The organism is Brevibacterium sp. VCM10 (assembly GCF_000583215.1).
Taxonomy (GTDB): Bacteria; Actinomycetota; Actinomycetes; order Actinomycetales; family Brevibacteriaceae; genus Brevibacterium; species Brevibacterium linens.
In genome coordinates this window covers 58806-72284 of sequence record NZ_JAJB01000024.1, presented here as the reverse complement: position 1 = coordinate 72284, position 13479 = coordinate 58806, and the positions used below count along the sequence as shown (strand labels likewise).

Genomic DNA, 13479 nt, shown 5'->3' with positions numbered 1-13479 from the left:
AGGTTGCTGCGCCGCCGTCAGGTAGTGTGGGAGGGGTCTCGGCGGTCGGATTGGACTTGCCGGGAAAGACTTAGTTAGACTTGAACTACCCAAGACCGTCGGTCTCTGTGGAATCATCAGAATTCGCAATCGAATCCCGATGCCCGCAGACGAAGACTCCTAGTGAGTGACCCGCGCAGGTGAGCTCGAGATTCTTCCGTCAGGTTCCGTATGGAATCAGGCGGCCAAGCGTTTCACGCCTACCTGCGTGGAGCGCTTTTTCTGTTGTCGGGACAGACCGGACGACTTATGAAAGGAACACCATGGCGAGGCCAGACAAGGCAGCCGCAGTCGAGGAGATCAAACAGCAGTTTGAGAACTCCGACGCTGTGTTGCTGACCGAGTACCGCGGTCTCACCGTCGCGCAGATGAAAGAACTGCGCGTCTCTCTCGGTGAGAACGTCAGCTACGCCGTGGTAAAGAACACGCTGACCAAGATTGCAGCCAAGGAAGCCGGAATCGCCGGTCTCGATGAGCACCTCAATGGGCCCACCGCGATCGCGTTCATCAACGGCGAACCACCTGAGGCTGCCAAGGCTCTGCGTAACTTTGCCAAGGCGAACGACAAGCTCGTGGTGAAGGGCGGCTACTTCGATGGAGCCGCACTCAGCCCCGAACAGGTCAACCAGCTCGCCGACCTCGAATCCCGCGAAGTGCTGCTTGCAAAGGCAGCCGGTGCCATGAAGGCAAGCCTCCACCAGGCGGCTTACCTCTTCACCGCTCCGCTGGTCAAGGCCGTGCGCACTGTCGATGCCCTCCGCGAGAAGCAGGACGACGCTCCTGCTTCCGACGCCTGAGCATCACCCCAAACCGAACCGGTCACTGATCGTGACCAAAACAGGAAGGACTAGCCACCATGGCTAAGCTCACCACCGACGAGCTCCTCGAGGCTTTCAAGGAGCTCACCCTCATCGAACTGTCCGAGTTCGTCAAGAAGTTCGAAGAAGAGTTCGACGTCGAGGCTGCCGCTCCGGCCGCCGTTGCCGCTGCCCCTGCAGCCGGTGGCGCAGACGCCGCTCCCGCTGAAGAGCAGACCGAATTCGACGTCATCCTCGAATCGGCCGGCGAGAAGAAGGTTCCCGTCATCAAGGAAGTCCGTGGACTCACCTCCCTCGGACTCAAGGAAGCCAAGGACCTCGTCGACGGAGCTCCCAAGGCCGTCCTCGAAGGCGCTTCGAAGGAAGACGCCGAGAAGGCCAAGGAAACCCTCGAGGCTGCCGGCGCCACCGTCACCCTCAAGTGATTTCCTGAGCAGCAGCCTGCCTGCTGCCTGAGGTTGAGACCCCCACACTCTGCTGTGGGGGTCTTTCTCATGCCGCTGACGTCAGCGTCTGACCTGAGCGAGGCAGACAATTCTGGGAATCCCCGCACAGAACTATTACTCTTGACTGGTGCCCTCGACGACAACCATCGAAGACGAGCTCCTCGCCGGCCTGCGTTCTCGCCTGCAGTCGGCGTGGGCGACCGATCCGCTTTTCATCGATCCCATCATCGCCGGCGGCCTGAGCCGCAATCAGCTCGATGGCATCGAACTCGCGGCGACTGAGGCAGCGGAGTCCGATCTCCCCTTCTTCATTGCAGTTCTTCCCGACCAGCCGGACGGCCCGGGCAACTTCGAGGCCTGGGGCAGATTCACCTCGAGCTTGGCTCAGACGATGTACGAGGACTCCGAAGCCGACCAGGTCCTTGTGCTCTTCGCCACCGCTGGTGGCGGATCCAGGTCATGGCCGTATCTCGTCTCCGAGCTCGGCCCGGTCATTCCCCGCGGAGGAGGCGGCCTGACGCGATCGGCCACCGACGACTTCCTCCCGGTCGAGCTCAATGTGCACTACCAGATGCAGATCCTGCGGGCAGCCGCTGCCGGCAATCCGATTCCGGAACCTCCGCAGTTCGATCCCAGGGACGTCGGGCAGTCCAGCGGGGACTACATCGCCAGGTGGGGGCTCGACGAAGGCGCCCCCGATATGCTGGTCATGGGAGCCGCCGCGGTGGCCGCAGGAGCACTCACCACCTGGGTGCTCGCGCGGCGCCGTCGCTATGCGTGGAGAACCGAACTGACCACGGAGCCGGAACTGACGAAGCGCTTCGACCTGCGCTCCAGGGTTGTGCGCATCGGCGAGAAGCTGCCCGAACCCGAGACCGCCGACGATGCGGTGTGGCGACTCTACGCGCGGGGTCGCCGCGTCCAGGAGGCGGTGGCGGCGATCACTCATACCCAGCCTGATTGGGCGACGGCAGAGGATTTCTCGCATCGGATGGCGATTCACTGTCTGAGTCGGACTGACAGATGGATCCGTCGACGTCTGCGCGATCGAGGCGATGCCGAGGAGCCGCTGTTCTGCTTCTTCATGCCCAGTCATACCGGCAGCATCGAACCCGTCGCATGGAGGCAGAAGGGGACGGCGCTGACGGTCCATGCCTGTGACCGGTGCCGAAGCGACCTGACGACCGGTCACGAGCCGGAGACGCTGATGGTGCCCAGACGTCCCGGCGCCACGAGAGTCAAGCCGGTACCCTATTTTCTGCGCGACGACGCGTACTCCAACAGCGGATTCGGCAGCTTCCAGCCACTCGAGGCCGCGGTCGTGTCGGGGACTCCGACAGCCGACGCGACAGAGACCGAGGCGAGATGAGTCAGCGCAGCGCAGCCAGGAAGAAGGTCGCCGATGGCGGCCCCGGTCCGCTCCGACTCGGGATCGCGGCACTGCTTTTCCTCGCCGTCGTCGTCGGAGCGACGGCATTGAGCCATTCCCTGTTCGACGATGCCAGAGACACTCGGATCGCCGAGGCCGACAGCGGTCAGCCCCGAGTCGACAGCGTCTATTCGGATCGCATAGAGAGTCAGTACGATTCCGACTACGACCGCTCCCGGTATCAGGAGATCGCGCACGCCTTCGAGAAAGATCCGGTCTGGGTCGATGATTACCTCGCGTTCGAGATGCGTGATGAGGATCTCGACGACATCCACGAGGCGATCGAGAAGACTCGCACACCGATCTATGTGGCCTTCCTGGCCGCCACAGAACTCGATGACACCGACGGCCAAGCCGAACTGCTGGCCAATCGCATCATCGCCGAGGTGCCCGACGACGAGGCCACCGTGCTGGTCATCGGCGACAATCGAGAGGCGGTGGCGAACAAGGGAATCTCACGGGAGATCGTCGATCGCCCCGACACACTCGACGACGATCATCTGTCCCAGGTCGGGCTGACCTACGTCCGGGCCCTGCTCTCGGCACCGATCGAAGAGGAGAACTTCGGCTACGGTGCTTCGTTCGACCGCAGCGGCAACGCGATCGTGGTCAACGAGAAGGACGACGAGGCGGATCCTCGGGCATTGCGCTATTCCGTCGGCGGCGCGGTGGGCGGAGCCGTGATCGGACTGCTCATCGGCGGCGGTCTGGCAGTGGGCGGGATCTCCGGCTACCGGATCTGGCGCAGACGCCAGCTGACTCTCCAGTCCGAACCGCAGACACAGGATCAGACACAGGATCAGAGGAAATGAGCCAGAACGACGTGGACGCAGAGCAGATCGCGCAATCTCTGAAGACCGACCCGATCTATATCGACCCGGCGGTCGCAGACACCCTTGACGGACGTCTCCTCGACAAGGCCGAGGCCACGGTCAAGGAGCTCGACTTCGATGTCTACGTGGTCGCAGTGGATGCCGAACACGGTAGCATCGATCGAGAGATGCTTGAGCAGATCAAGGTCCTCAACGGGTCCGAAGGCTCATTCGTCATGATCGACGACGGCACAGCCATCGCCGTCGACACCTATTTCACCGATGCGCACCACGACAAGGAGAAGGAAGTCGTGGACCAGCAGCTCAATGCCCACGACGAATGGAACACCTCCACCCCGTCGGTGTCCAAACTCAACATCCTCCTCGACCTCTATGAGGATCCTCAGGAGCACGTCGAGTCCGGCGACACTGGTGCAGAGCAGCAGCCGGGCAGCGACGTGATTCAGGACACCGGCAGCGGCGGATTCGCTCCACTCTTCCTGGGCGGTTCGATCCTTGTCCTCGCCCTCGTCATCGGCGGCATCTTCATCTTTCGCTCGATGCGAGCCAAAGCGGCCGAGGCGCGCAGACGGGATCGGTTCAGACTGCCCATCTCGCTGCTGCACAGAGTCGATCATCTGCAGCGCAGCGCTCTCCGTGAGGACATCAACTCCGAAGCCACGGAACTGGCGTCGTCTCTGGACCAGCTGCGCACCGATGATCTCAGTTCGGCCGAACTCACCCAGGTGGAGAGGGCGTTCGATGCCTATTATGAAGCGAGGTCGATCGTCGATGACGAAGCGGCCGAACGCATTGACCTCGCCGGCGCCATGGTGCTGCTGCGGCAGGCTCGACGCGAGATCGGTCTGGCCGGCCAGAGCAGGGGAGCCCGGTCGAGCAGGCCCGAGAGCCTGTGTACGGTCAATCCGCTGCACGGTGAAGCGAGGACGACTTCACCGGTGTCGGTCGGAGCCCGGGCGGTGCGCGTGCCGGTGTGTTCCGCCTGCGAAGGCGATCTGCGAGGCGGCAGAGACCTGCAGTGGATCTTCGACAAGGGCAGGCCGTACATCGAGGCCGAGAGTGTGTGGGCCGAGACTCTGTTCGGAGCCATCGGGGGAAACCTCGTGACCGCACTGAAATCGCTGCCACCCCGTTGAGGACGCTGAGAATCAGAACAGACGGACTTGACGAGGCACCGCACGATCGTGATCGCCGGGCATGACACGGCCCGGCAGAGCCACCTCGGAGTCGCCCTGATCGCTGCGCATCCCTTCGAGGTCGGCGAGCTGACGGGTGACGAAATCACGGTCGACCGGGACTCCGTGACCGGGGACGAAGACGTTCGCCTCGGCAAAGGACAGCAGGGTCCGCAGGCTCGCCGCCCATTCGCTCAGCGAGGAGTCGGCGCCGGCCTGCGGGGGATCGGCCTCCTCGACGAGGTCACCGGTGAACACGATCCCGAGCTCGGGAAGCCGGACGACGAGATCGGCGGTCGAATGCCCGCCGAGGACGTGGAATTCGACCGGGCAGCCGCCGAGATCCAAGGTGCCCGCCTCACCGGGGGACGCATCGACGGGGGAGACGTCGACGACGAGTTCGGTGGGATCGGTCGGCAGCTGCCGGCGGTACTCGCTCGGCTCATCGCCCCGGCTGATCGCATCGAGCGCGATCCACGCGCTCGCCTCCTGATCGGCGGCGAACGCATAGGACGCGTGGACGGTCGACACTCCCGACGAGACCGCCTCGGCGGCGCCGAAGAAATGATCCCAGTGATCGTGGGTGAGCACGAGATCGATATCCTGCCCGCCCTCTCCCGCGATCTCCTCGCCGAGGCGGCCCGCCCGTTCCAGCAGGTGTGCCGCAGCCGCGGGGCCGGGTCCGGCATCGACGAGCAGGGTGCGATCGGAGCCGACGATGATCCCGCAATTGACTTTCGCGGGAGAGAAGGTGAGGAGATGCACGTGTGTCATGCCCGCAGTCTAGAATGTCTGTCACCGGCTGTCGCGCAGCCGGGCACACGACGGCAGACGATCACACGGTGGCCGACGTTGCCGTCGGGCGGTGGGATGTGTCGAGAATCCGCATGGAGCTCACACGGGACAAGGTCGGCGTCCTCGACGGTCAGGGAGTGGCTTCGCCGAGGCGGCCGCCGATGTGGGGCGGTCCGTGGAAGAAGATCCACGACTGACAGAATTCGATGTTGCCAGGCTTGACCTGATGCTATAAGATTGATATTTGCATCGTTCTGCCTGTGGTGTGCCTTCATATAGCGGTGGGCACAGCATTTTCACTCAAGTGAACCATGCCGACGCCGGGAGTCGAAATCTGACACACCCCGTGGACGTCGCCGGAGCGAGTGGGCAGACGAAGTATCAGATGGTGAAGCACTCGGAAGGAACCAATTGGCCGCCGCCAACGACAACACCAGGACCGCTAATCCCCCCAAGAGAATTTCCTTCGCGAAGATTCGCGAGCCCCTCGAGGTTCCCGATCTGCTCGGTCTGCAGACGGACAGCTTCGACTGGCTGATCGGATCGGAGGCGTGGCAGGACCGCGTCGCCGAGGCCATCGAGATCGGGGACGACTCCGTCGCCACCACCTCGGGTCTCGAAGACATCTTCGAAGAGATCTCGCCGATCGAAGACTTCGGCGGATCCATGTCGCTGTCATTCCGCGAGCACCGGTTCGAAGCTCCCAAGTACTCGATCGATGAGTGCAAGGAACGCGATATGACCTACTCGGCGCCGCTGTATGTCACCGCCGAGTTCATGAACAACAACACGGGCGAGATCAAGAGCCAGACCGTGTTCATGGGTGACTTCCCCCTCATGACGGACAAGGGCACCTTCATCGTCAATGGCACCGAGCGCGTCGTCGTCTCCCAGCTCGTGCGTTCGCCCGGCGCCTACTTCGAGTCCAGCGTCGACAAGACCACGGACAAGGACATCTTCTCCGCGAAGATCATCCCGTCCCGCGGTGCCTGGCTGGAATTCGAGGTCGATAAGCGCGACCAGGTCGGTGTGCGCCTCGACCGCAAGCGCAAGCAGTCCGTGACGGTTCTGCTCAAGGCCCTCGGCTGGTCCGAAGCGAAGATCCTCGAGGAGTTCGGCGAGTTCGAATCGATCCGCGAGACGATGGCCAAGGACACCGTCACCACGCAGGACGAAGCGCTGCTCGACATCTACAAGAAGCTGCGCCCGGCAGAGCCCGCGACCGCTGAGGCCGCCCGCAACCTGCTCAACAACCTGTACTTCAACCCGAAGCGCTACGACCTGGCCAAGGTCGGCCGCTACAAGGTCAACCGCAAGCTCGGCGTCGAAGCTCCGCTGTCGGACTCGGTGCTCTCCACCGACGACATCGTCGCCACCATCCGGTACCTCGTGTCGCTGCACGCCGGAGTGGACACGGCCAAGGGCACCCGCGACGGCGAAGAGGTCGAGATCAGCGTCAAGCTCGATGACATCGATCACTTCGGCAACCGTCGCATCCGCGCCGTCGGTGAGCTCATCGAGAACCAGATCCGCACCGGCCTGTCCCGGATGGAGCGCGTCGTGCGTGAGCGCATGACGACTCAGGACGTCGAGGCGATCACCCCGCAGACCCTGATCAACATCCGCCCCGTGGTGGCTGCGATCAAGGAGTTCTTCGGCACCTCTCAGCTCTCCCAGTTCATGGATCAGAACAACCCGCTCGCGGGTCTGACCCACAAACGCCGTCTCTCCGCACTGGGACCGGGCGGCCTCTCGCGTGACCGTGCCGCCATGGAAGTCCGTGACGTGCACCCCTCACACTACGGCCGCATGTGCCCGATCGAGACCCCTGAAGGTCCGAACATCGGTCTGATCGGTTCGCTGGCGTCCTACGCTCGGATCAACCCCTTCGGCTTCATCGAGACGCCTTACCGCAAGGTCATCGACGGAGTCGTGACCGATGAGACGCAGTACCTGACCGCCGATGACGAACTCGAGTTCAACATCGCCCAGGCCAACGCACCGCTGACCGACGACCAGCGCTTCGCCGAGGTCGAGGTCCTGGCCCGTCCGAAGGGCGGCGGCGGTGAGGCCGAGCTGGTCCAGCACGACCAGATCGACTTCATGGACGTCTCCGCACGTCAGATGGTGTCTGTGGCTTCGGCGCTGATTCCGTTCCTCGAGCACGACGACGCCAACCGCGCCCTCATGGGTGCGAACATGCAGCGTCAGGCCGTGCCGCTGGTGATGGCCGAATCCCCGGTCGTGGGCACCGGCATGGAATACCGTGCCGCCGTCGACGCCGGCGATGTCATCACCGCCGAGAAGTCCGGTGTCATCACCGAGGTCTCGGCCGACTTCGTCACGGTGCTCGCCGACGACGGAACCCAGCTGACCTACAAGGCTGCGAAGTTCAAGCGCTCGAACCACGGCACCTCGTACAACCAGCGCATCCTCGTCGACGAGGGCGACCGCGTCGAAGCCGGCACAGTCCTCGCCGACGGACCGTCCACCGAGAACGGTGAGATGGCTCTGGGCAAGAACCTCCTCGTGGCATTCATGTCGTGGGAAGGCTACAACTACGAGGATGCGATCATCCTCTCCCAGCGCCTCGTCCAGGACGATGTGCTCTCTTCGATCCACATCGAGGAGCACGAGGTCGATGCGCGCGACACCAAGCTCGGTGCCGAAGAGATCACTCGGGACATCCCGAACATCTCGCCCGACGCCCTGGCCGATCTCGACGATCGCGGAATCATCCGCATCGGCGCCGAGGTCACCGACGGCGACATCCTCGTCGGCAAGGTCACCCCGAAGGGTGAGACCGAGCTGACACCGGAAGAGCGCCTGCTGCGCGCGATCTTCGGAGAGAAGTCCCGAGAGGTCCGTGACACTTCGCTGCGCGTTCCCCACGGCGAGATCGGCACCGTCATCGGTGTGCGCGTATTCGACCGTGAGGACGACGACGAGCTCTCACCCGGCGTCAACCAGATGGTCCGCGTCTACGTGGCTCAGCGCCGCAAGATCACCATCGGTGACAAGATGGCCGGTCGTCACGGAAACAAGGGCGTCATCTCAACGATCCTGCCGGTCGAGGACATGCCGTTCCTCGCCGACGGCACTCCCGTCGACGTCATCCTCAACCCGCACGGTGTTCCCCGTCGTATGAACATCGGTCAGGTCTTCGAAATCCACCTCGGATGGATCTCGAAGCAGGGCTGGAAGATCGAAGGCAACCCCGAGTGGGCCGCCGAGCTGCCCGAGGCCGCTCGCGAAGCCGATGCCGGCACCAACCTGGCCACCCCGGTCTTCGACGGTGCACACGAGCAGGAGCTGCGCGGACTGCTGGATTCGACGACCCCGAACCGCGATGGGGACCGCCTCATCGACTCCTCGGGCAAGGCCCAGCTGTTCGACGGCCGCTCCGGAGAGCCGTTCCCGTACCCGATCTCGGTCGGCTACATGTACATGCTCAAGCTCCACCACCTCGTCGACGACAAGATCCACGCGCGTTCGACCGGACCGTACTCGATGATCACCCAGCAGCCGCTCGGTGGTAAGGCGCAGTTCGGTGGTCAGCGCTTCGGTGAGATGGAAGTCTGGGCCCTCGAGGCCTACGGTGCCGCCTACACCCTGCAGGAGCTTCTGACGATCAAGTCCGACGACATCCCAGGCCGTGTGAAGGTCTACGAAGCCATCGTCAAGGGCGAGAACCTGCCCGATCCGGGCATCCCGGAATCGTTCAAGGTCCTCATCAAGGAGATGCAGTCCCTGTGCCTCAACGTCGAAGTCCTGTCTTCCGACGGAGGCCATGTCGAGATGGGCGAGTCGGAGGACGAGGTCTACCGCGCAGCCGAAGAGCTCGGCATCGACCTCTCCCGCCGCGAAGCACAGACCGTAGAAGAAGTCTGAGGACTTCCACTTCAACCGACACAACTTTTTGATGAACGATTCGTTCATCGCCAGGAAAGAGGATTTACGTGCCTGACGTCAATTTCTTTGATGAACTGCGCATCGGTCTTGCCACCACGGAGAACATCCGCGGGTGGTCACACGGTGAGGTGAAAAAGCCTGAGACCATCAACTACCGCACCCTGAAGCCGGAGAAGGACGGACTCTTCTGCGAGAAGATCTTCGGCCCCACCCGTGACTGGGAGTGCGCCTGCGGAAAGTACAAGCGAGTCCGCTTCAAGGGCATCATCTGCGAACGCTGCGGCGTCGAGGTGACCCGTGCCAAGGTGCGCCGTGAGCGGATGGGCCACCTCGAGCTCGCCGCTCCCGTCACCCACATCTGGTACTTCAAGGGCGTGCCCTCGCGTCTGGGCTACCTGCTGGACCTGGCTCCGAAGGACCTCGAGAAGGTCATCTACTTCGCGGCCTACATGATCACCTCGGTCGACGAGGATTCCCGTCACCGTGATCTGCCCAGCCTGCAGAACAAGATCGACGTCGAGAAGCAGCAGATCGGCACCCGCCGTGACGCCGACATCGACCGTCGTGCCAAGAAGCTCGAAGAGGATCTCGCCGCACTCGAGGCCGAAGGCGGAACCGCCCAGGCCAAGAAGAAGCTGCGCGACACCGCCGAGAAGGAAATGGACAAGCTGCGCAAGAACGCCGACCGCGAGGTCGACCGTATCGAGCAGGTGTGGGACAGGTTCAAGAACCTCAAGGTCAACGACCTCGAAGGTGACGAGAGCCTGTACCGCGAGATGTTCCACCGCTTCGGCCTGTACTTCACCGGTGCCATGGGTGCCGAGGCGATCCAGAAGCGCCTCATCGACTTCGATCTCGAAGGCGAAGCGGAGAAGCTGCGTGAGCTCATCGCCACCGGCAAGGGACAGCGCAAGACCCGTGCACTCAAGCGGCTCAAGGTCGTCAACGCGTTCCTGACCACCGACAACAACCCCGAGGGCATGGTCCTCGACGTCGTCCCGGTGATCCCGCCGGAGCTGCGCCCGATGGTGCAGCTCGACGGTGGACGCTTCGCGACCTCGGACCTCAACGACCTCTACCGTCGCGTCATCAACCGCAACAACCGCCTCAAGCGTCTGCTCGACCTCGGTGCTCCCGAGATCATCGTCAACAACGAGAAGCGGATGCTGCAGGAGGCCGTGGACTCGCTGTTCGACAACGGACGTCGCGGACGTCCGGTGACCGGACCGGGCAACCGCCCGCTCAAGTCGCTGTCGGACATGCTCAAGGGCAAGCAGGGACGCTTCCGTCAGAACCTGCTCGGCAAGCGTGTGGACTACTCGGGCCGTTCGGTCATCGTCGTCGGTCCGCAGCTGCACCTGCACCAGTGCGGTCTGCCGAAGACCATGGCTCTCGAGCTGTTCAAGCCCTTCGTGATGAAGCGCCTGGTCGATCTCAACCACGCTCAGAACATCAAGTCGGCCAAGCGCATGGTCGAGCGCCAGCATCCGCAGGTGTGGGACGTCCTCGAAGAGGTCATCACCGAACACCCCGTGCTGCTCAACCGTGCACCGACCCTGCACCGCCTGGGCATCCAGGCGTTCGAGCCGCAGCTCATCGAGGGTAAGGCCATCCAGCTACACCCGCTCGTCTGCTCGGCGTTCAACGCTGACTTCGACGGTGACCAGATGGCTGTGCACCTGCCGCTGAGCCCCGAGGCGCAGGCCGAGGCCCGCATCCTCATGCTCTCGGCCAACAACATCCTCAAGCCCTCGGACGGCAAGCCCGTGACCATGCCTTCGCAGGATATGATCATCGGTCTGTTCCACCTCACCTCCGAGCGCAAGGGACTGCCCGGCGAGGGACGCGCATTCTCCGGAATGGGCGAAGCCATCATGGCCTTCGACCGCGGAGAGCTCGACCTGGGCTCGCCGATCACCATCCGCCTCGATGACGTCGTTCCCAACGGCGACATGGAGCTTCCCGAAGGCTGGGAGGCCGGCGACCCGCTCGACGTGCAGACCACTCTGGGTCGCGCGACGTTCAACGAGTACCTGCCTGCCGACTATGCGTTCGTGAACTCGACGATCGACAAGAAGGCACTGAGCCGGATCGTCAACCACCTGGCCGAGGAATACCCGAAGGTCGAGGTCGCACAGACGCTGGACAACTTCAAGGCCGGCGGCTTCTACTGGGCCACCCGCTCGGGCATCACCATTGCGATGTCGGACGTCGTCTCACCCGAGGCGAAGACCGAGATCATCGACAACGCCGAAGTCATCGACACGAAGGTTCAGCAGCAGTACGAACTCGGTGCCCTGACCGATGACGAGCGCCGCAACGAGCTCGTCAAGCTGTGGACGGAGACGACCGAGAAGGTCGACCAGATCATGCGCACGAATTTCCCCGAGGAGAACTCGGTGCTGCGTCTGGTCGAGTCCGGTGCATCCGGCAACTGGATGCAGGTGCGTCAGCTGGCCGGTATGCGTGGTCTGGTGACGAACCCGCAGGGTGAGATCATTCCGCGTCCGATCGTGTCGAACTACCGTGAGGGACTCGCAGTGCTCGAGTACTTCATCGCCTCGCACGGTGCACGTAAGGGCCTGGCCGATACCGCTCTGCGTACCGCTGACTCCGGTTACCTGACCCGTCGTCTCGTCGACGTCTCGCAGGATGTCATCATCCGCGCGGCAGAGGCCGAGTCGAACAAGGGCATCACCCTGCCGATCGCCGAACGCGATCACGAGGGCAACCTGGTTCCGCACGAGTATGCCGAGACCACCGTCTACGGTCGTCTCACCGTCTCCGACGTCACCGACGCCGAGGGCAATGTGCTCCTGCCGGCGAAGTCCGATGTCACCGGCGCTGTGGTGGACATGCTTGTGGCCAACGGCATCGAAGAGCTTAAGGTCCACTCCGTGCTGACTGCCGATTCCGATGCGCAGATCTCCGCCGAGCACTACGGTCGCTCGATGGCGACCGGTCAGCTCGTCGACATCGGCGAGGCCATCGGCACCGTCGCTGCCCAGTCGATCGGTGAGCCCGGTACCCAGCTGACGATGCGTACGTTCCACACCGGTGGTGCCGCCGCATCGACCGGCGATATCACGCAGGGTCTGCCGCGTGTGACCGAGCTCTTCGAAGCTCGCACGCCGAAGGGCTTCGCCCCCATCGCCGAGGCGACCGGACGGGCGAAGATCGACGACAGCCGCAAGACCCGCTTCGTCATCATCACCCCCGATGACGGCAGCGAGGAGATCGAGCACGCAGTGTCCAAGCGTGCCCGTCTCATGGTCGAGGACGGCCAGCACGTCAAGGCCGGAGAGCAGCTCATCGTCGGTGCCGTCGATCCGAAGCAGGTGCTGCGCATCCGCGGTCGCCGTGAGGCCGAGCGCTTCCTCGTCGAGGAGGTTCAGAAGGTCTACCGTTCGCAGGGTGTGGGCATCCACGACAAGCACATCGAGGTCATCGTGCGGCAGATGCTGCGTCGCGTGACCGTGATCGAGTCGGGCGACACGAACCTGCTGCCCGGTGAGCTCGTCGACCGCGGCCGCTACCAGGCGGAGAACCGTCGTGTGGTCGCCGAAGGCGGCCAGCCTGCCTCGGCTCGTGACGAGCTGATGGGCATCACGAAGGCTTCGCTGGCCACCGAGTCGTGGCTGTCGGCCGCATCCTTCCAGGAGACCACCCGCGTCCTCACCGAGGCGGCCATGGAAGGCAAGTCCGATACGCTCATGGGGCTGAAGGAGAACGTCATCCTCGGTAAGCTCATCCCTGCCGGCACCGGCCTGCAGACCCACCGCAACCTCGTGGTGGAGCCGACCGAAGAGGCCAAGGCCGAGATGTTCACCAACAGCTACGGCGACTTCTATGCGGGCATCGGCGCCGATTCCGGCTCCGCCATCCCGCTGGAGGACTACGACTACGGTGCGTTCAGCTGAGACTGAACGGCTGAGTCGCAGCGTCTGAGAGAGGCACGCGAAGAGGGGCGTCCACCACACGGTGGATGCCCCTCTCGTCATTCACGCGGCGACATCGAGAAACGGGTGGAGT

At 63.5% G+C, this 13479-nt stretch carries 8 protein-coding genes; 7 read left to right on the top strand and 1 reads right to left on the bottom strand.

Translation table 11 applies throughout. The features are described 5' to 3' along the window. Nucleotides 1-302: 302 nt before the first annotated feature. From rplJ to AD89_RS0107310, 5 genes are all read left to right on the top strand, one after another. Entirely contained in the window at nucleotides 303-836 is a 534-nt protein-coding gene (gene rplJ, locus AD89_RS0107330) for a 50S ribosomal protein L10 (protein ID WP_025777953.1), read from the top strand. Nucleotides 837-895: 59 nt separating this feature from the next. After that, complete coding sequence (gene rplL / locus AD89_RS0107325) at nucleotides 896-1282, top strand: 50S ribosomal protein L7/L12 (RefSeq protein WP_025777952.1); 387 nt, start codon at nucleotides 896-898, stop codon at nucleotides 1280-1282. 148 nt (nucleotides 1283-1430) lie between these two features. After that, nucleotides 1431-2672 carry a hypothetical protein gene (locus AD89_RS0107320; RefSeq protein ID WP_025777951.1) on the top strand — a complete coding sequence of 414 codons (1242 nt, stop codon included), beginning with the start codon at nucleotides 1431-1433 and terminating at the stop codon, nucleotides 2670-2672. Continuing rightward, nucleotides 2669-3544, top strand: a complete 876-nt coding sequence (locus AD89_RS0107315) for a hypothetical protein (protein ID WP_025777950.1) — start codon at nucleotides 2669-2671, stop codon at nucleotides 3542-3544. Before AD89_RS0107320 ends, AD89_RS0107315 begins: the two co-directional genes overlap by 4 nt. Further along, a complete protein-coding gene (locus tag AD89_RS0107310) occupies nucleotides 3541-4701 on the top strand; it encodes a hypothetical protein (protein ID WP_025777949.1) in 1161 nt (386 codons plus the stop codon). Before AD89_RS0107315 ends, AD89_RS0107310 begins: the two co-directional genes overlap by 4 nt. A 12-nt stretch (nucleotides 4702-4713) precedes the next feature. Here AD89_RS0107310 and AD89_RS0107305 read toward each other — a convergent pair whose 3' ends face one another. Then, on the bottom strand, nucleotides 4714-5514 hold the full coding sequence (locus AD89_RS0107305; RefSeq protein ID WP_025777948.1) for an MBL fold metallo-hydrolase: 801 nt from the start codon (nucleotides 5512-5514) through the stop codon (nucleotides 4714-4716). A gap of 432 nt (nucleotides 5515-5946) precedes the next feature. Here AD89_RS0107305 and rpoB point away from each other — a divergent pair, with 432 nt between their 5' ends. After that, on the top strand, nucleotides 5947-9426 hold the full coding sequence (gene rpoB, locus AD89_RS0107295; RefSeq protein ID WP_025777946.1) for a DNA-directed RNA polymerase subunit beta: 3480 nt from the start codon (nucleotides 5947-5949) through the stop codon (nucleotides 9424-9426). A 68-nt stretch (nucleotides 9427-9494) separates the two neighbouring features. Then, nucleotides 9495-13367 carry a DNA-directed RNA polymerase subunit beta' gene (locus AD89_RS0107290; RefSeq protein WP_025777945.1) on the top strand — a complete coding sequence of 1291 codons (3873 nt, stop codon included), beginning with the start codon at nucleotides 9495-9497 and terminating at the stop codon, nucleotides 13365-13367. Nucleotides 13368-13479: the final 112 nt, after the last annotated feature.